General features: G+C 67.5%; 19 protein-coding genes. 14 read left to right on the forward strand and 5 right to left on the reverse strand.

Going from position 1 to position 18,907, the window contains the following annotated elements:
- Positions 1-4: 4 nt before the first annotated feature.
- Positions 5-1,171 carry an efflux RND transporter periplasmic adaptor subunit gene (locus FHS82_RS09475; RefSeq protein ID WP_246225256.1) on the reverse strand — a complete coding sequence of 389 codons (1,167 nt, stop codon included), beginning with the start codon at positions 1,169-1,171 and terminating at the stop codon, positions 5-7.
- A 314-nt stretch (positions 1,172-1,485) separates the two neighbouring features.
- Between FHS82_RS09475 and FHS82_RS09480 the strand changes: the two genes are divergently transcribed.
- The 7 genes from FHS82_RS09480 (at position 1,486) to thiD (ending at position 7,687) form a co-directional block, all read left to right on the forward strand.
- Positions 1,486-2,493: an adenosine kinase gene (locus FHS82_RS09480; RefSeq protein ID WP_166951564.1), complete on the forward strand. Its 1,008-nt coding sequence runs from the start codon at positions 1,486-1,488 to the stop codon at positions 2,491-2,493.
- 116 nt (positions 2,494-2,609) lie between these two features.
- Entirely contained in the window at positions 2,610-3,380 is a 771-nt protein-coding gene (locus tag FHS82_RS09485; RefSeq protein ID WP_166951567.1) for a DsbA family protein, read from the forward strand.
- A 183-nt stretch (positions 3,381-3,563) separates the two neighbouring features.
- Positions 3,564-4,052 carry a type II 3-dehydroquinate dehydratase gene (gene aroQ / locus FHS82_RS09490; RefSeq protein ID WP_166951570.1) on the forward strand — a complete coding sequence of 163 codons (489 nt, stop codon included), beginning with the start codon at positions 3,564-3,566 and terminating at the stop codon, positions 4,050-4,052.
- A gap of 11 nt (positions 4,053-4,063) precedes the next feature.
- Positions 4,064-4,537 carry an acetyl-CoA carboxylase biotin carboxyl carrier protein gene (gene accB / locus FHS82_RS09495; RefSeq protein WP_166951574.1) on the forward strand — a complete coding sequence of 158 codons (474 nt, stop codon included), beginning with the start codon at positions 4,064-4,066 and terminating at the stop codon, positions 4,535-4,537.
- A 3-nt stretch (positions 4,538-4,540) separates the two neighbouring features.
- Positions 4,541-5,914, forward strand: coding sequence for an acetyl-CoA carboxylase biotin carboxylase subunit (gene accC / locus FHS82_RS09500; RefSeq protein WP_166951577.1), 1,374 nt, complete (start codon positions 4,541-4,543; stop codon positions 5,912-5,914).
- Between the two features lie 241 nt (positions 5,915-6,155).
- Positions 6,156-6,887: a thiamine phosphate synthase gene (gene thiE, locus FHS82_RS09505; protein WP_166951580.1), complete on the forward strand. Its 732-nt coding sequence runs from the start codon at positions 6,156-6,158 to the stop codon at positions 6,885-6,887.
- Entirely contained in the window at positions 6,884-7,687 is an 804-nt protein-coding gene (gene thiD, locus FHS82_RS09510) for a bifunctional hydroxymethylpyrimidine kinase/phosphomethylpyrimidine kinase (RefSeq protein WP_166951583.1), read from the forward strand. The genes thiE and thiD overlap by 4 nt, the downstream gene beginning before the upstream one ends.
- Before the next feature lie 140 nt (positions 7,688-7,827).
- Here thiD and dps read toward each other — a convergent pair whose 3' ends face one another.
- Positions 7,828-8,316 (reverse strand): DNA starvation/stationary phase protection protein Dps, encoded by a 489-nt coding sequence (dps, locus tag FHS82_RS09515; protein WP_166951586.1) that lies wholly within the window; start codon positions 8,314-8,316, stop codon positions 7,828-7,830.
- Between the two features lie 383 nt (positions 8,317-8,699).
- On the opposite strand from dps, the gene FHS82_RS09520 reads away from it, so the two are divergent.
- From FHS82_RS09520 to FHS82_RS09530, 3 genes are all read left to right on the forward strand, one after another.
- Positions 8,700-10,394, forward strand: a complete 1,695-nt coding sequence (locus FHS82_RS09520) for an NAD+ synthase (protein WP_166951589.1) — start codon at positions 8,700-8,702, stop codon at positions 10,392-10,394.
- A gap of 4 nt (positions 10,395-10,398) precedes the next feature.
- On the forward strand, positions 10,399-11,775 hold the full coding sequence (gene gltX, locus FHS82_RS09525; protein WP_166951592.1) for a glutamate--tRNA ligase: 1,377 nt from the start codon (positions 10,399-10,401) through the stop codon (positions 11,773-11,775).
- A gap of 150 nt (positions 11,776-11,925) precedes the next feature.
- The gene (locus FHS82_RS09530; RefSeq protein WP_166951595.1) at positions 11,926-12,549 is read left to right on the forward strand and encodes a helix-turn-helix domain-containing protein; all 624 of its coding nucleotides are present in this window, start codon (positions 11,926-11,928) and stop codon (positions 12,547-12,549) included.
- Positions 12,550-12,588: 39 nt separating this feature from the next.
- Here the strand turns inward: FHS82_RS09530 and FHS82_RS09535 are convergent, their stop codons facing one another.
- The 3 genes from FHS82_RS09535 to FHS82_RS09545 all read right to left on the reverse strand — a co-directional run bounded on the left by FHS82_RS09535 (position 12,589) and on the right by FHS82_RS09545 (position 14,500).
- Positions 12,589-13,512, reverse strand: coding sequence for a c-type cytochrome (locus FHS82_RS09535; RefSeq protein WP_166951598.1), 924 nt, complete (start codon positions 13,510-13,512; stop codon positions 12,589-12,591).
- Between the two features lie 10 nt (positions 13,513-13,522).
- Positions 13,523-13,969: a c-type cytochrome gene (locus FHS82_RS09540; protein WP_166951601.1), complete on the reverse strand. Its 447-nt coding sequence runs from the start codon at positions 13,967-13,969 to the stop codon at positions 13,523-13,525.
- Positions 13,970-14,155: 186 nt separating this feature from the next.
- A complete protein-coding gene (locus FHS82_RS09545) occupies positions 14,156-14,500 on the reverse strand; it encodes a rhodanese-like domain-containing protein (RefSeq protein ID WP_166951604.1) in 345 nt (114 codons plus the stop codon).
- 138 nt (positions 14,501-14,638) lie between these two features.
- On the opposite strand from FHS82_RS09545, the gene FHS82_RS09550 reads away from it, so the two are divergent.
- From FHS82_RS09550 to folP, 4 genes are all read left to right on the forward strand, one after another.
- Entirely contained in the window at positions 14,639-15,682 is a 1,044-nt protein-coding gene (locus FHS82_RS09550; RefSeq protein WP_166951607.1) for a cysteine synthase A, read from the forward strand.
- Between the two features lie 89 nt (positions 15,683-15,771).
- Positions 15,772-16,689, forward strand: a complete 918-nt coding sequence (locus FHS82_RS09555; RefSeq protein ID WP_166951610.1) for a glucosamine kinase nucleotide-binding domain-containing protein — start codon at positions 15,772-15,774, stop codon at positions 16,687-16,689.
- Positions 16,686-17,888 (forward strand): N-acetylglucosamine-6-phosphate deacetylase, encoded by a 1,203-nt coding sequence (gene nagA, locus FHS82_RS09560; protein ID WP_166951613.1) that lies wholly within the window; start codon positions 16,686-16,688, stop codon positions 17,886-17,888. Before FHS82_RS09555 ends, nagA begins: the two co-directional genes overlap by 4 nt.
- Entirely contained in the window at positions 17,888-18,715 is an 828-nt protein-coding gene (folP, locus tag FHS82_RS09565) for a dihydropteroate synthase (RefSeq protein ID WP_246225258.1), read from the forward strand. The genes nagA and folP overlap by 1 nt, the downstream gene beginning before the upstream one ends.
- Positions 18,716-18,907 lie beyond the last annotated feature (192 nt).

Below are 18,907 nucleotides of genomic sequence, written 5' to 3' on the forward strand. Positions count from 1 at the left end.
CCCGTCAGATCTGGCCGGCGGCTGCCACCGCGACCTCGACCGCCGCGCCGTTGCGCAGGCGGTGCTGGCCGGCGGTGACGACGACGGCGGAGACATCGAGCCCTTCCAGCACCTCGACCTCGCCGGCTCGGCGCGCGCCGAGCCGCACCACCGTCTCCACCGCCTTGCCGTCGACGACGCGATAGACGAGCGCGTCCGCGCCCCGCGGCACGATGGCTTCCTCCGGAATGAACACGCTCTCGCCGCCAGCCGCGCTCTTGATGGCGATGCGCGCGAAAAGGCCCGGACGCAGCGCCAGGTCGGGGTTCGGCAGCCGCGCGCGGATGTTGAGCGCCCGCCCGTTCACGTCCACCATCGGGTCGACGGCATAGATGGCGCCGACGAAGCGGCGCCCCGGCAGCGCGTCGACGGAAAGCTCCACCGTCTGGCCGACCGCAACCCTGGCGAGATAGGTTTCCGGCACCTTGAAGTCGACCTTCAGCCGGTCGATCTTTTCGAGATTGACGATCTGCGCGCCCGGATTGAGATACGCGCCCACAGAAACCTTGCGTACGCCGAGCATGCCGGAAAAAGGTGCGCGGATGAACAGCTTGTTGTAGCGCGCCTCGACCAGCGCCAGCGCGGCACGGGCGGTGGCAAGCGCCGCCGCCGCCTCGTCGTTGGCGCGCTGGGTGGCGTTGCCGCCCTTGGCGAGCACGTTGGTGCGCCGGAAATTGGCCTCGGCGAGGTCGAGCCGGGCGCGCACGTCGTCGATTTCAGCTTCCGTCAACGCCGAATCGAGCCGCAGCAGCAGGTCACCGGCCGCCACCTGCTCGCCTTCCGAGAAGCTGATCTCGGCCACGCGGCCGGCAATCTCGGAGGAAATCTGCACGCTCTCGTCCGACTGCAGGCTGCCGACGGTGTTGATGTCCGAGACCGCGTCGCCGACCCTGGCGGGGGCGGTCTCCACAGGGAATTTCTTTGCCGGCGCGGCGGGCGTCGCCGCCTTGTCCCCGGTGGCCTTGTCCCCCCCGGTCTGCGACTGCGCCTGCGCGGACGGCTGGCGGAACAGGGATGAAAGGGGGGAGCCGTCGAGAAGGGCCGCAAGATCCCCGCCCCGCCGCTCGAACACGACCGCCCAGGCCACGGCCATGACGATAACAAGCAGCCCGACCGCCAACAACCTGCGCATGTGTCATCCTCGAATAGCCATGCCGGACGTATGACCGCGCAGCCGCCGCTCGCGTGTCCCGCCCCGATCATTCCGCACGCCGACGTCATGGTGCATCGCACCATATCTGCGGCGCAAGTTAACATTCCCTCATGTTGACGTTTCCACGCCCGGCGCAGTGCTCCGGAACTTTTGCGGATCGTACCACGCCTGTCCAATCAAAGATGCGACAACAATTTATTCCAATGCACAAGAGGGCCTGCATGGTTGACTTATCGCCCCATAAGGCTCTACCCGCAACGGGCGTCACATGTGGCTCAAGCTCAGGACAGGACATGACTGCTCATTATGATGTGCTCGGTATCGGCAACGCCATTGTCGATGTCATCGCCCGCGCGGAAGACGATTTCCTCGTGGCGCAGAATCTCGTCAAGGGTTCCATGCAGCTCATCGATGAGGCGCGCTCGCGGGAACTTTTCGCGGCGCTCGGGCCGGTCACCTGGGTTTCGGGCGGCAGCGCGGCCAACACGGTCGCGGGACTTGCCTCGCTCGGGGCGAAGCCGGCCTTCATCGGCAAGGTGAAGGACGATGACGCGGGCCGGCGCTTCGGCCACGACATCCGGTCGCTCGCGGTCGCCTTTCCCACCGCGCCCGCCGAAGACGGCCCGGCGACCGCCGTGTGCCTGATCGTCGTGACGCCGGACGGCGAGCGCACCATGAGCACCTATCTCGGCGCGAGCCAGCACCTCATCCCCGCCGATATCGACCGCGAAACGGTCGAGGCCGCGCGAATCACTTATCTCGAAGGCTACCTCTGGGACCCGGCGGACGCGAAGGAAGCCTTCATCAAGGCGTCGCGCATCGCCCACGGTGCCGGGCGCGACGTGGCGCTCACCCTGTCGGACGCCTTCTGCGTCGAGCGCTTCCGCGAGGAGTTCCTGGGGCTTTTGCGGACTCAGACGGTGGATATCGTGTTCGCCAACGAGGCGGAGTTGAAAAGCCTCTACGAGACTTCCGATTTCGACGCCGCTGTCGAGGCGCTGCGGCAGGAAGCCGTGCTCGGCGTCGTCACCCGCTCGGAAAAGGGCGCGCTGGTCGTTGCCCGGGACGAAACCATTGCGGTTCCCGCCTATCCGGTGGCGGAGCTGACCGATTCGACCGGCGCGGGCGATCTGTTCGCGGCGGGCTTCCTGTTCGGCGTTTCGCATGGCCTCGATCTGCGCACCGCCGCCCACCACGGGGCGCTGGCGGCCTCGCACATCATCCAGCATATCGGCGCGCGCCCGCAGAAGAACCTGCGTCAGCATGCCATCGACAACGGCCTGCCGGTCAGCGCGGACTGACCGGCGAACGCCCGGCCGCGGGTCACCAACTTGTGTCATTGACCCCGGCCGCGACAGCAGCCACATAAGTAGCCTCGTTGACCCGGCGCCCGGCGCCTCCCGTGGGATTCCTGTTCATGCGCGCATTTCGCCGGCTTCGCCGTTCGCTCCTCGTCGCCACCTGCATCGCTTCCCTGTCAGGCGGCGCGGTCCTTGCCGCCGAAGTCACCGCGGAACAGCGTGCGCAGATCGAAAGCGTGATTCACGACTACCTGCTCAACAACCCGCAGGTGCTGAAGGAGGCACTGGCGGCGCTGGAATCACACCAGGAGCGGGAGCAGCGCGCGGCCGTGGCCACCGCCGTCCGCTCCGTCACCGGGGAGATGGGCGCGGCGGATGGCATCGTGCTCGGCAACCCGAAGGGCGACATCACCGTCGTCGAGTTCTTCGACTACAACTGCGGCTTCTGCAAGAAAGCGCTCGGCGACATCGAGGCGCTGACGAAGGCCGATCCGCGCCTGCGCCTCGTCATCCGCGACTTCCCCATCCTGCGGCCCGAATCGGCGGATGCGGCGCTGGTCAGCATCGCGGTCGGCAAGCAGCTCTCCGGCGAGAAGTATTTCCGCTTCCATTCCGATCTGCTGATGTCGCGCGGCGTCGTCGGCAAGGAGCGCGCGCTTGAGGTCGCGAAGGCCGCCGGCGTCGACATGAAGCGGCTGGAGGCGGACATCGAATCGGAGGCCGTCCGCCAGGCACTGACGCGCAACATGCAGGCGGGCGAGCAGCTTTCGCTCACCGGCACGCCGAGCTTCGTCGCCGGCGACGGCGTCGTTCCCGGCGCGGTCGGAATCGAGACGCTGCAAACGATCATCGCTTCCGTACGTCAGTGCGGCAAGATTGACTGCTGACCTTATCGGCGTAAATCCGCGGAAAAAGCACGGTTATTCGCAGGAAAGCGAGGCTGTGTGCCTTTTCCTGCCGCCCGTGTCGGTTTATGAGGTGGAGTTCCCGTGCGTCGATACGCCGGCGCGCCTTCACATCTGCCTCGCGGCGGTTGCCCGGCGCCAAACCTGTGGGTGAGCATCCGCCGAATGGTCTCGATTCACGTTCTCAACGGTCCCAACCTCAACCTGCTCGGGCGGCGCGAGCCGGATGTCTACGGGCGTTTCACGCTGGCAGACATCGAGACGCGGCTGCGCGCACGCGCTGCGGCGCTGTCGGCCTCCATGGGCACGACCATCGAGCTGACCTTCGCGCAGACCAACATCGAGGGCGAACTCGTCACGCTCGTGCAGAACGCCGGGCTTGCGGGCGCGGGCGTGATTTTGAACGCGGGGGCCTACACCCATACCTCCATCGCCCTGCGGGATGCGATTTCCGGCGCGCAGGCGCTTGCAATCGAGGTGCATTTGTCGAATGTGCATGCTCGGGAGCAATTTCGCCATCATTCCATGATTGCTGCGGTGGCACATGGCGTGATCGCCGGCTTCGGTGCCGCAAGTTACGATCTCGCACTGGAGGCCATCGTGCCGTTGTTGCAGGAGCGCGCGGGTACCGTTAAAGGCGTTGGAAACCATTGACAGAAGAAAGCATGGCAAAAATCAGCCCTATCGATCCGGAACTCGTCCGGGAGCTGGCGAAGCTCATCTCGGAAACCGACCTGACTGAAATCGAGGTCGCCAAGGGCGATCTGCGCATTCGCGTCGCGCGCACCGTCACCGCCAACGTCGTTTTGCCGCAGGCGGCGCCCGTCGCAGCGAGCGTGGCCGCGCTCGCACCGACGGTGGCCGAGGTCGTGCCCGTGCCGGCAGTCGTCTCTCTCGCCGAGAACCCGGGCACCGTGACGTCGCCGATGGTTGGCACCGCCTATCGCCGCCCCTCGCCTGACGCCAAGCCCTTCATTGAGGTGGGATCGAAAGTGCAGGCGGGCGACAAGCTTCTGCTGGTCGAGGCCATGAAGACTTTCAACGATATCGTTGCCCCGCGCGCGGGCACCGTCACCGCCGTGCTTGTGGAGGATGGCCAGCCGGTCGAGTACGGCGAGCCGCTGCTGGTAATCGAGTAATCGATGTTCGACAAGATTCTGATCGCAAACCGGGGCGAGATCGCCCTGCGCATCCTGAGGGCCTGCAAGGAACTCGGCATCGCGACCGTCGCCGTCCACTCCACCGCCGACGCCAACGCCATGCACGTGCGGCTTGCGGACGAGAGCGTGTGCATCGGTCCGCCGCCCGCGCGCGACAGTTATCTCAACATCCCCGCGCTGATCGCCGCCTGTGAGATCACAGGCGCGGACGCCGTGCATCCCGGCTACGGTTTCCTGTCGGAAAACGCGCATTTCGCCGATGTGCTGGCCGAACACGGCATCGCCTTCATCGGCCCCAAGGCCGATCATATCCGCCTGATGGGCGACAAGATCGAGGCCAAACGCACCGCGCGCACCTTGGGCATTCCCTGCGTTCCCGGTTCCGAGGGCGGCATCACCGACGACGAGGAGGCGCACCGCGTCGCGGCCGACATCGGCTTTCCCGTGCTGGTGAAGGCGGCGGCGGGCGGCGGCGGGCGTGGCATGAAGGTGGCGCGTGACGCGGCGAGCCTGAGCGATGCGCTCGCCACCGCGCGCATGGAGGCGAAAGCCGCCTTCGGCGACGACTCCGTTTATCTGGAAAAGTATCTCGAAAAGCCCCGCCACATCGAAATCCAGGTGATGGGCGACGGGCGCGGCGGTGCCATTCATCTGGGCGAGCGCGATTGCTCGCTGCAGCGCCGCCACCAGAAGGTGTGGGAGGAGGCGCCCTCGCCCGCCCTCAACCGTTCGGAGCGTGAACGCATCGGCGACGTCGTCTCGCGCGCGATGCAGGAGCTGCAGTATCTCGGCGCCGGCACGGTCGAGTTCCTTTACGAGAACGGCGAGTTCTACTTCATCGAGATGAACACCCGCATCCAGGTGGAGCATCCGATCACGGAGATGATTTCCGGCATCGATCTCGTCAACGAGCAGATTCGTGTCGCCGCAGGCGCGCCGCTGTCCATCCGGCAGGAGGACATCGTGCTGCACGGCCATGCCATCGAATGCCGCATCAACGCCGAGCATCCGTCCAACTTCCGGCCATCGCCGGGCACCATCACCTACTACCACCCGCCGGGCGGACTCGGGGTGCGAGTCGATTCGGCGGTGTATCAGGGCTATCGCATCCCCTCGAATTACGATTCGCTGGTCGGCAAGCTCATCGTGCACGGCCGCACGCGCACGGAATGCCTGATGCGGCTGCGGCGGGCGCTCGACGAGTTCGTCGTCGACGGCATCGAGACCACGCTGCCGCTGTTCCGGGCGCTGGTGCGCAACCAGGATGTCCAGAACGGCCTCTACGACATCCACTGGCTCGAACACTATCTTGAGGCCGAGGGGCCGGCGGAGATCGAGGCGCTGCGTACGGTCTGACCGGACGGACTTGCCTAAATTCCGTTTTCTGTCACAATGGCTTATCTCCTTGGGGTGCCCCGCGTTCCGCATGTCGTGCGTTTCGCACCGGGCTGAGAGGCTTGCGCCAACCCACCGAACCTGAACCGGATCATGCCGGCGGAGGGAAGCGAGATGCGCCCGCGGAAGGTTTTACGCGGGCGGCCTTCCGTTCGGCATGATCGCGACAAGCGCATCCTCGCGATGCCAGCGAGCCAGAACCATGCCGGCTTCAACAACAAACCCGGAAACGCGCCACTCCCCCCGTCCGGTCGACCTGCGTCTCTATGCCATTCTCGATCCGGAGCGGTCGCGCGGACGCCCGCTGCCGGAGCTTGCCCGCGCCGCCATCGCGGGCGGCGTGACCCTGCTGCAGTACCGCGACAAATACGCCGACACGCGCCCCTTCGTGGCCAACGCCCGCGCCATTCTCGCGGCAATTGCCGGCACAGGCGTGCCGCTGCTGATCAACGACCGCGTCGACGTGGCGCTCGCGGCCGGTGCCGATGGCGTCCATGTGGGGCAGGACGACATGACGCCCGCCGACGCCCGCCGCCTGCTGGGGCCGGACGCGATCGTGGGCCTGACCCTGAACAATGTACAGGAGGCCGCCGACGCCGCCCGCGAACCCATCGACTACGGCTGCATCGGCGGCGTGTTCGCGACTTCCAGCAAGGACAACCCCAAGCCCCCGATCGGCCTCGGCGGGCTTGCCGACGTCGTGGCCTCGGCGCAGCGTTATGCACCGCATCTGCCGCTCGCCGCGATTGCCGGCATTGACGAGACGAACGCCGCTGCCGTTATCGCCGCGGGCGCGGAAGGCGTCTCGGTCATCTCGGCGATCCTGATGGCGGACGACGTGACGCTGGCGGCGCGACGCCTGCGCGCTATCGTCGACAACAGCCTCGCCGCCCGCGGCAGGCCCGCCGGCTACGGTCAGGGAGCAGACCAATGAGCGCGACGCCCATCGCTGTCACCATCGCCGGCTCCGATTCAGGTGGCGGCGCCGGCATCCAGGCCGATCTCAAGACGTTTTCGGCGCTCCGCGTCTACGGCGCCAGCGTCATCGCCGCGCTCACGGCACAAAACACGCTGGGCGTGACCGCCATCCACGACGTGCCCGCCGGCTTTATCGCCGCGCAGATCGACGCCGTCTTTTCCGACCTGCCGGTCAGCGCGGTCAAGATCGGCATGCTTTCGCGCCCGGAGACCATCGTGGCGGTTGCAGACGGCCTGCGACGCTGGGGACAGCAGGCCGTCGTGCTCGATCCCGTTATGGTCGCCGCAAGCGGCGACAGGCTGCTCGCCGAGGAAGCCGTCATGACGTTGCGGGAAAAGCTCATCCCGCAGGCGGCCGTCATCACGCCCAATCTGCCCGAGGCAGCCGTGCTGCTCGATGCCGAGCCGGCGGAGAGCGAGGCGGAGATGCTGGCACAGGCCCACGCGCTGCTCGCCTTCGGCCCGCGCGCCGTGCTGATCAAGGGCGGCCATGCACGGGGTGAGGAAAGCGTCGACCTGCTCGTCGATGCAGCCGGCATCGTGCGGCTGCCCGCGCCGCGCGTCGCGACGCAGAACACCCACGGCACGGGCTGCACGCTGTCGTCCGCCATCGCGGCGGGACTGGCGCGGGGCCTGACGCTCGAAGAGGCAGTCGTGGCGGCGAAAGACTACGTCAGCCGCGCCATCGCCGCTGCCGACAGGCTCACCATCGGCAAGGGCCATGGCCCGGTGCATCATTTTCACGAGTGGTGGTGAAACCGGCGGGCGGACCTGCGGGGGCCGATGAGCCCTGGCTCGTCGGCCCCGCTATTATTTGCCGGACTCTATACGGTCACCCCCCTGCCGCGCGTGAGCAAGACCCGCGCGCGGGCGGCTGCAGACCGGGAGCCTCCGTGTTACTTGTTGGTTTCCTGAATGTGCGCTTCGAGGAACCACAGGTCCTTGTCGAGGGCGCGGGTCACTTCCGTGAACACGTCGGAGGTGGCGTCGTCGCCGGCTTCCGCCGTCGTACGGATGGCCTCGCGGGTCGCCTTGGCCACGTCGGCGAACGAGCGCGACAGATAGTCCACGTGCTCCAGCCCGTCGGTGATCTGCAGCGGATAGGCCTTCAGCTTGGTCGTCTCGGCCGACGCCTGCACCGTGCCGTGCGCGATGCCGCCAAGCGCCGTGAGTCGTTCGGCGACGGTGTCGGTGTATTCGACCACGTTCGCGTAGAGCTTGTCGAACAGCTCGTGCAGGGCGATGAAGTGCGGACCCTTGACGTTCCAGTGCGCATGCTTGACCTGCGCGCCGAGATCGACGAACTGGGCCAGATGCTCGTTCAGCAGTTCGATCGACTTCTTGCGGACATTCTGCCCAAGATCGTTACGTGTCTTGATGCTCATCTTCGGTTCCTTATGGTTGGAGCGTCTTCGCTGTTCGTCGAATCGCTCACCTGTCTCTCAGTTCCCGATGTGGCGCGTTTTCGCACCGAAAAGGCGGAAACCACCCTTTCCGAAAACGCTGCAGCGACGTTCGGCAACGCCGTTCCGGCGCACCGATGCTATTGTCGCCCTTGCGGTTCCGGCTGAAAAGGGGCCGAATGCGAGAATGGGCAGGCAGCAGCTTCGTAATACAGCGTATTGTATATCTGCGCCAATTCTCTGGATAAAGTCAAAAATAACCGACCCCTCCCTCGCAAAACCGGCGGCTCCCGCGCCCCTGCCTCGCGTGCGCGAGTCGGGGAAACCGCCTTTTCCTTTATGCGCAGATAGTCTAAACCACGCGCATGACAGACCTTCGCTCCTCCCTGCGCATTGCGCTCGCGCAACTTGATCCCGTCGTCGGCGACGTCGCCGGCAATCTTGCGCGCGCGCGCGCCGCGCGGGCGCAGGCCCGGGCCGCGGGTGCCGATGTCATTCTGTTTCCCGAGCTTTTCCTTACCGGCTACTCGCCGGAAGACCTCGTTCTCAAGCCCGCCTTCACCGCCGCCGCCCGCGACGCTTGCGACGATCTGGCGCGCGACACGGCGGATAGCGGGCCGGCCGTGCTCGTCGGCCTGCCCTGGCGGGAGAATGGCGGCCTCTACAACGCTGTCGCACTGCTCGACGAAGGGCGGATCGTCGACAGGCGGCTGAAGGTCGACCTGCCGAATTACGGCGTCTTCGACGAAAAGCGCGTGTTCGACTCCGGCCCAGCGCCGCAGCCGCTCACCGTGCGCGGCGTGCCTGTCGGCGTGCCGATCTGCGAGGATATCTGGAAGCCCGGTCCCGTGGCCGCGCTGCGGGAGGCCGGCGCCGCGCTGCTGCTGGTGCCCAACGGTTCCCCCTATCGCGCGGAGGTGGAGGCGGAACGCCTCGACATCGTCCGCGCGCGGATCGCGGAAAGCGGCCTGCCGCTTGTCTACCTCAACCAGGTCGGCGGGCAGGATGAGATCGTGTTCGACGGCGCGTCCTTCGTGCTTGACGGCGACGGCACGCTCGTCGCGCGCCTGCCGGCTTTCCGCGAGGCGCTGACCGTTGTCGAGGCCCGGAGGTCGCCGGCGGGCTGGACCGTCATGCCGCAACCGCTGACGGAAAACCCGAGGGGCGACGAGGCCGACTACACCGCCTGCGTGCTGGGCCTGCGCGACTACGTGACGAAGAACCGTTTCCCCGGCGTGGTGCTCGGCCTTTCGGGCGGCATCGATTCCGCGCTCGCGGCGGCGATGGCCGCCGACGCCTTGGGGCCGGCGCGCGTTCACGCCGTCATGCTGCCCTACCGCTTCACGGCCAGCGAAAGCCTTGAGGACGCAGCCGCCTGCGCCAGTCTGCTCGGCATCCGCTATGACGTGTTGCCCATCGCGGAGGCGGTCGAGGGGCTGGAAGCGACGCTGGCGCCGCTCTTCGCCGGCACGGAACGCGGCGTTACGGAGGAGAACCTGCAGAGCCGCGCGCGCGGCACCATCCTGATGGCGCTGTCGAACAAGTTCGGCTCCATGCTGCTCACCACCGGCAACAAGTCCGAGATGGCCGTCGGCTATGCCACGCTCTACGGCGACATGAACGGCGGCTTCAACCCGCTGAAGGACCTCTACAAGACGCAGGTCTTCCGCATGGCCGCACTGCGCAACGGCTGGCGGCCGGAAGGCGCGCTCGGCCCGGAGGGGCCGGTCATTCCCGAACGCATCATCACCAAGGTGCCAACGGCGGAGCTGCGCGAGAACCAGACGGACCAGGATTCGTTGCCTCCCTACGAGGTGCTTGACGACATCCTGCGCGCGCTTGTGGACGACGACCGCTCGGTCGAGGCCATCGTCGCGGCCGGCCACGACATCGAGACCGTGCGCAAGGTGGAGCGTTTGCTGTACATCGCCGAATACAAGCGCCGCCAGTCGGCGCCCGGCGTCAAGGTGACGCGGCGCAATTTCGGCCGCGACCGCCGCTATCCCATCACCAACGGCTTCCGGGACCAGTTGCTGCCCGTGCCGCCGAACGATCGCTGACCCCATGACAGATACCGGCACCGCGACCGCGCCCGTCGTTCGCTTCGCGCCCTCGCCCACGGGCTTTCTCCACATCGGCAACGCCCGGCCGGCCCTGTTGAACTGGCTGTTCCGCCTGCGCCACAACGGCCGCTTCATCCTGCGGCTCGACGACACCGACGGCCTACGTTCGACAGAGGAATACGCGCAGGCGCTGGTGGAGGACCTCACCTGGCTCGGCATTCTGCCGGATGCTTTCTTCCGCCAGTCGGAACGGTTCGCGCTCTACGATGCCACCGTCGAGCGGCTGATCGGCGAGGGTCGGCTTTACCCCTGCTACGAGACGGCGGAGGAACTGGAGCGCCGCCGCAAGCTGCAGCTCGCGCGCGGCCTGCCGCCCGTCTACGACCGTGCGGCGCTGAAGCTCAGCGGCGCGGACCGCGCGGCGCTGGAGGCGCAAGGCCGCCGCCCGCACTGGCGCTTCCTGCTGGATCACAAGATCGTCACGTGGGATGATCTCGGGCGCGGTACGCTGCGCGTCGACTGCGCCTCGCTGTCGGACCCGATCCTGCGGCGCGAGGACGGCACCTATCTCTACACGCTGCCGTCCGTCGTCGACGACATCGACATGAGCGTCACCCATATCATTCGCGGCGAGGATCACATCACCAACACCGCCGTGCAGATCCAGATATTCGAGGCGCTGGACGGCGGCCGGCTGCCCGTTTTCGGCCACCACAACCTGCTCACCACGGCGAGCGGCGAGGGGTTGTCGAAGCGACTGGGTCACCTCTCCCTGCGGCATCTGCGCGAGGCGGGCATGGAGCCGATGGCGGTGGCGTCGCTCGCCGTGCTCGTCGGCTCCTCGGAGCCGGTGCGGCCCGTCGGCTCGCTGGAGGAACTGGCGCAGATCGTCGACATCGGCCACCTCTCCCACGCGCCGGCCCGTTTCGACGAGAAGGAACTGGCGCATCTCAACGCCCGCCTGCTGCTCGAACTGCCCTACGAGGCGGTGCGCGAGAGGCTGGAGGCGCTGCACGCCGGCGGCGGGGAAGAGTTCTGGCTCGCCGTGCGCGGCAACATCCTGCGCCTCTCCGACGCCGCCGCCTGGTGGGATGTGGTCAGCAAGCCACTCGTTCCCATCGTCGAGAACGAGGTCGTCACCCGCGCCGCCGCCCGCCATCTGCCGCCAGGCCCGTGGACGAAGGATGCGTGGTCGCCCTTCGCCTGGCAGATGTGGACGCAGGCAATCGCCGCCGAGACGGGCGCCAAGGGCAAGGCGCTGTTCCACCCCCTGCGACTCGCTCTCACCGGGCGCGAGCGGGGGCCGGAACTCGCGAGCCTCCTGCCGCTCATCGGCCACGACCGCGCCCGCGCCCGGCTTGAGGGGCGAGCGGCGTAATAGCGAAGGTTGCGGGGCTGTACAGCGATTTTGCTATTGACGCCCGCGCCCCCGTGACCACATGTCGTTCTGCGGATCAAACAAATATCCGCCATACGGAATTTGGTCGGTCGCGGCGCAACCGCCGGGGCGAGGGATCGGGGGACAGGCATGGCCGGCGACAACGAGGGCGGACGGGAGCGGATACGCGACGATTCGGGCGCGCAACTGCTGTCGGGCCAGTTGGGCAAGACGGTGCAGCGCCTGCGCAAGGCCTATAACCTGTCGCTGTCGGAACTTGCCGAGCAGTCCGGCGTGGCGAAGTCCATCATCAGCCAGATCGAGCGCAACGAAACGAACCCGACGCTCGCCACCATCTGGCGGCTATCGCAGGCGCTCGACGTCTCCATCGACCGCGTGCTGACTAGCGACACCGACGAGCCGTTCATCGAGAAGATCTCTCGTCCGGATACGCCGATCCTCGTTTCGGACGACGGCAAGATGCGGCTAAGCATCATCGGCTGGATCAAGACGGTGGAGTGGCTGCAATGGTACGACGTGCGCGCCGAGCCGGGCAGCGTGCTCGATTCGGACGCGCACCAGCGCGGCTCGGTGGAAAGCCTGTCGGTGCTGGAAGGCGTGTTCGAGGTGGAAATCGCCGGCATCGTGCATGAGGCGCGCGCCGGGGAGAGCCTGCGCTACCGCTGCGACCGTCCGCACATCGTCCGCTGCGTCGGCGACGCGCCGGGGCGCGCCGTCATGGTCTGCATCCTCAAGGCCGCAGTGATGGACTGATACCGTGCCTGGAGGCTGTTAGAGCCGCGCGCGGCGGTATCATCGCGGCGATGAGGCGACGGGCGGCAGGGACAACAGGTATTCCGCCATCGCCTCCCTGTCCTCCGGGGGCAGGCGTGCCGTGTTCTCCACCACCGCCCTCATGCTGGCGCCGACCGAATCGAATTCGGGCGTGAAGCCGGTGGTCAGCAACTCCACGACATCGCTTTTCGACCAGCCTCCGATGCCGGTCTCATGCGGGGTGATGTTGGGCACGAAGCCCGCGCCGTCGGGGTTCGGCCCGCCGGAGAAGCGCCGCTCCGCGATGATCGCGCCCGCGAAATTGCGCGGGCTGTGGCACTCGGCGCAATGGGCTGGCCCTTCGACGAGAAACTTGCCGCGATTCCATTCGGCGGATTTCGAGGGGTCGGGCTCGAATTCCCTGCCATCGAGGAATGCGAGCTTCCACAGGCCCACCCCCCGGCGCATGCTGAAGGGAAAGGCGAGGTCGTGCGCCGGCGCGCGACCCGGGACCGGCGTCAGCGTCCGCACATAGGCGAACATGTCGGCGAGGTCCTTCGGGCCGATGCGCTGGAACGAGGTGTAGGGGAACGACGGGTAGTAGTGGCGGCCGTCCGGCGAGACGCCCGCCCGCATCGCGCGCACGAAATCCTGCACACTCCAGCCGCCGATGCCGTCCGTCTCGTGCGGGGAAATGTTCGGCACGTGGAAGGTGCCGAACTGCGTATGCATGGCAAGCCCGCCGCCAAGATGCAGACGGTCGCCACCCGGCGTGGCGTGGCAGGCAGCGCAATCCCCGGCGTCGAACAGCAGGCGGCCGTTGGCGATATCCGCCTCCCCTGCCGGCACCGGCTCGCGTCCGATCGTGATGCGGTCGGGACTCGTCAGCCACCAGAAGGCGCCGCCGCCAATGACCGCGGCCACCAGCAGCAGGACGAGTGCGCGCACGAGCCACCGCTGCATGGCTTGCCTCCTACTTCTTCACGCGGAAAGTCTGGTGGCAGACGCCGCATTCCTGGCTAATCGCGGCGAAGGCAGTCTTGAAACCGTCGAGGTCGCCAGCCGCCGCGGCACCCTGCTTCGCCGCCGCTCCGAAGGCGGCGAACTGCGCCTCGAACCCGGCCTTGTCCGTCCACACGGTCGGCGCGGCCGTCGTGTCGCCCTTGTCGGAGCCTTCCGGGAAAAGCGCCGGCGCCTTTTCGGCGACCGCCTGATAAACGGCGAAAATTTCCTTGGCTTTCGCCTCGTCGAAGGGCAGTTCGCCCTTGGCGATCTGCGAGCCCGTGCGCGTGGCGCCGCCCGCCTGCTTCATCAGCGCCTGCCGCTCGGCAATGACATCGGTCTGGGCGAGAAGCGAACCCGCCCCATAAGCGACGACGCCGGCGGCGACGGTAGCAGCGACAACAACCTTGCGAAGCATCACGACAATCCTCGTTTCTGGAGCAGGCCGAATCCCGGCGATGATACCGGGAATTCCTATCACGACCTGGACTAATTCCAGAATAACGAGGGTGTGAGCGCCAGCGCGGGACGGCTTCCGGCTGGCCCCATCCCTATCTATCCATTTGAGAAAGCGCTGCCTTTTCCGGAGCCTCGCCCTGCGCCGTCAGGGCTCCTCGCCGGTGTTCACCGGTTCGCCGTGCGCCACCCAGTCCTTGAAACTGCCCTTGTAATGTTCCCGGAGACTGAGGCCCGCCGCGCGCGTCGCGGCGAGCGCCCGCAGTGTGCGCCCGCCCGAGGCGCAGGAGAAGACGACGCGGCGGCCGTCGGCCTCCGGCAGCGCATCCGGATCGAAGGTCGACAGCGGCACGGAGACGGAGCCGGGAATGTGGCCCGCTGCATATTCCTCGCGCTCGCGCACATCGATCAGCAGCAGCGAGCCATCGGCAAGGCCACGCTTCACATCATCGATATCGACATCGATCACTTCGTTGGGGGTATTCGCGTTCATTCGGTTCTCCTCCGGCGCAAATCGCTCGTCGCATTCCACAGATTTCTACGGGCTTAAAATTCATTCTACAAGGTAAATAGACAAAACTGCCGATCTCTTCTAGCCTGTGCAAAAATCATGATCGAAAGGTGAGTCTCCATGAGCACTGCAGCAAGGGTGGCGCGCAACGTGGTCGAGGCCGTCGGCAACACGCCGCTTATCCGGCTCAACAAGGCGTCCGAACTGACCGGCAGCGAGATCTACGGCAAGGCGGAGTTTCTCAACCCCGGACAATCGGTGAAGGACCGTGCCGCTCTCTATATCATCAACGACGCGGTGGCGCGCGGCGCGCTTCAGCCCGGCGGCACCATCGTGGAAGGCACAGCCGGCAACACCGGCATCGGTCTCGCCGTGATCGGCAACGCGCTCGGCTACCGCACGGTGATCGTCATTCCGGAGACGCAGTCGCAGGAGAAGAAGGACGCCCTGCGCCTTCTGGGCGCGGAGCTGCTCGAAGTGCCGGCCGTGCCCTATTCCAACCCCAACAACTACGTGAAAGTCTCCGGCCGCACGGCGGAGGCGCTCGCCGCGTCCGACCCCAGGGGCGCGGTATGGGCGAACCAGTTCGACAACGTCGCCAACCGCCAGGCACATATCGAGGGCACCGGCCCCGAGATCTGGGAACAGCTCGGAGGCAAGGTCGACGGCTTCGTCGCCTCGGTCGGCTCCGGCGGCACGCTGGCGGGCGTCGGCATCGCGCTGAAGGAGCGCAGCAAGGATGTCAGGATCGCCCTCGCCGACCCGCTGGGCGCAGCCCTCTACAGCTATTACACCACCGGCGAGCTGAAGTCGGAAGGCTCCTCCATCACGGAAGGCATCGGCCAGGGGCGTATCACCCGGAATCTGGAGGGCGCGCCGATCGACCTCGCCTACCAGATTTCCGATGCCGAGGCGCTGCCCTATATCTTCGATCTGGTGCAGCAGGAAGGCCTCATCCTCGGCGGTTCCTCCGCCATCAACATCGCCGGCGCCATCCGGCTGGCGAAGGAACTCGGCCCCGGCCACACCATTGTGACCATCCTCGCCGACTACGGCAACCGCTACCAGTCGAAGCTCTTCAATCCCGAGTTCCTGCGCGCCCGCGACCTCCCTGTGCCGGAGTGGCTGGAGCGCGCGCCCGGTGTGGAGCCCAACCTCGTCTGAACGGCGGCGCCATCGCCCGATTTCCATCGCCGGCCCGGATGGGGTATCGATAGCCGGTTGAGGAAAACGGGAATCGGTCGGGACGGGCGATGGAACAACCTCTGTTTCTTGGGATCGACGGCGGCGGCACGCGCTGCCGCGCGCGACTGTGCGATGCGGATGGCCGCACGCTCGGCGAAGGCATGGGTGGCGCGGCCAATATAAGGCTCGCGCCGGAGGGCGTCCGCGATGCCATCCTGACGGCGGCGACCGAGGCGCGCGAACGGGCGGGCCTCGACGCGGCGGCGTGGCGGCGGACGCATGCCGGCTTCGGACTCGCCGGCGCCGGGCAGACGTCGGCGCGCGAACGCATCATGCGCCAGCCTTTCCCCTTCGCGAGTATCGCTCTCGACACGGATGCGCGCGCAGCCTGGCTCGGCGCGACCGCGAAGGCCGCCGAAGGCGACCGCGGCGCCATCCTGATCGTCGGCACGGGCGTCTGCGGCTACGTGGAAAAAGGCGAGGGGCCGGAGAGACGGCGCATCAGCATCGGCGGCTGGGGCTTCCCCCTTTCGGACGACGGCAGCGGCGCGGTCACGGGCCGCGAGGCCATCCGGCGCACGCTGCATGTGTGCGACGGGCTCGCGCCGCCCGGCTCGCTCTCGGATGCGATCCTCGCCGATATCGGCCCGACGCCGGAAGCGATCATCGACTGGGGAGACCGAGCCACCCCGGCCGACTATGCGCGCTTCGCCCCCGTCGTCTATGCCCATGCCGCGCGGGGCGACGCACTTGCACGCGCCGTCGCGACGGAAGCCGCGCTGGCCATCGGCCGCCTGACGCTGCGCCTCGTCGAACTCGGCGCACCGCGCGTCCACCTCATCGGCGGCCTCACGGACACGGTCCGGCCGTGGCTCGCCGACGCCGTCCGACATCACTTCGCGCCGCCGGATGCGGACGCCCTTGCGGGCGCCGTCGCCATGGCGCGGGAGAACTGCCCCGGCCAGCCGGGCAAGGCCGCGCCATGACGCCCGCACCCGCCCCGCCGTATGCGCTCACTGGCGCCCGCATCTTCAGCGACAACCGTGTCTGGCTGGACGACCACGCCGTAGTCGTCGCCGACGGGCGGATCGCGGCGATAACCGCGAACGCCGCGCTTGGCGACGCCCTGCCACGCCGGCAGATCGCCGGCCTGCTGGTGCCGGGCTTCGTCGACGTGCAGTTGAACGGCGGCGGCGGCGTGCTGTTCAACGATACGCCAACTTGGGAAGGCATCGCCGCCATCGGCGCGGCGCACCGGTGCTACGGCACCACGGGTTTCCTGCCGACGCTCATCACGGACACGCCCGCGCGCATGCGCGCGGCGCTCGCCGCCGTGCACGAGGCCGTGCACCGGCGGGTTCCCGGCCTGCTCGGCGTCCACCTCGAAGGGCCGTTCCTCAACGCCGCCCGCAAGGGCATCCACGACCCGGCGCTCATCCGCCCGATAACGGACGACGACATCCGGCTGATCGGGGATTTCGCCCGCAGCCTGCCTGCCGGCTTCGCCACACTCGTCACCCTCGCGCCCGAGTGCGTGCCGCTGGACAGCATCGAGCGGCTCGCGGAAGCAGGCGTGGTGCTGTCCGCCGGTCACACCGCCGCCGACGCGGCGACCGTCGCCCGCGCCCGCGCGGGGGGCCTCACCGGCTTCACACATCTGTTCAACGCCATGCCGCCGCTCGCCGGGCGCGAGCCCGGCCCGGTGGGCGCGGCGCTCACCGATCCGGAAAGCTGCTGCGGCATCATCGTCGACCTGCATCACGTCTCGCCGGTTTCGCTGAAGGCGGCGATCCGCGCCCACGGCAGCGCGCGCATGATGCTCGTCACCGATGCCATGCCGACGGTCGGCAGCAGCGGGAACACCTTCACCCTCGCCGGCCGCACGATCACCCGCGCCGACGGACGCCTGACGGCGCAGGACGGCACCCTCGCCGGCTCGGACCTCGACATGGCGAGCGCCGTGCGCAACACCGTGGCGCATCTCGACGTTTCGCTGCCGGAGACGTTGCGCATGGCGTCGCTCTACCCGGCCGTCTTTCTCCGCCTCGACAAGGAGATCGGCGGCATCGCCCCCGGCAGGCGGGCGAATCTCGTCGCGCTCGACGAAAACCTCGCCGTCACCGCCACGTGGATCGATGGCGAGGGGATCGACCACGCGGACGCCTCTTCATCGTGGAGCCAATGATGACCGCCATCCGTTCCATCGGCGACCGGCTTGCCACCGGCAAACCGCTGATCATGGGCATCCTCAATGTGACGCCGGATTCGTTCTCCGACGGAGGTCGCTTCGATTCGCCCGCGTCCGCGCTGGCGCAGGCACAGACGCTGCTGGACGAGGGCGCGGACATCCTCGACATCGGCGGTGAATCGACACGCCCCGGCCATGTGCCGCTTGCCGCGGCGGAAGAGCTGGCGCGCGTGCTGCCCGTGATCGAGGCCGTGGCGCCGCTGGCGCGTGCGCGCGGTGTGCCGGTTTCGATCGACACCTACAGGGCGGAGACGGCCCGCGCGGCGCTGGCCGCAGGCGCCACCATCGTCAACGACATCTGGGGCCTGCAGCGGGACCCGGACATGGCCGCAGCGGCCGCCGCGTTCGGCGCGCCCGTCGTGGTCATGCACAACCGGGAGGCGCCCGACGCCTCGCTCGACATCGTCGACGAGATGCGCCACTTCTTCCTGCGTTCCATCGCAATCGCCCGCCAAGCCGGCATCGCGGATGCTGACATCGTCCTCGATCCGGGCATCGGCTTCGGCAAGACGCCGGAGCAAAGCATCGAGGCGCTTGGCAGGCTTGCGGAAATCCGGCGCATGGGGTTTGCGGTGCTCGTGGGCGCGTCGCGCAAGTCGTTCATCGGCAATCTGATCCAGCGCCCGCCCGACGCACGGCTCTACGGCACGCTCGCGGCGCATCTGGCCGCCCTGGCGCAGGGCGCCGACATCCTGCGCGTCCACGACGTCCTCCCCCATGTGGAGGCGGTGCGCGTCTGGCAGGCCATCGCTTCCCGCCGATGAAAAAGCACCGGTTGCGATGCCGAGGCCCCTTCCCCACGCCCGATCCGGCGTATCCATCGCGTCCACGCCGCGAAGCGTGTCGTCTTGCACAGGAAAAATAACGTCATATATTTTGTAAAATATAGGGAAAGGGTATAAAGAGACATTCCTTAAAGTGATTCTAGTCTTTATCCTCGGCAGGAAATCATACGG

Source organism: Pseudochelatococcus lubricantis (assembly GCF_011762225.1).
Classification (GTDB): Bacteria; Pseudomonadota; Alphaproteobacteria; order Rhizobiales; family Beijerinckiaceae; genus Pseudochelatococcus; species Pseudochelatococcus lubricantis.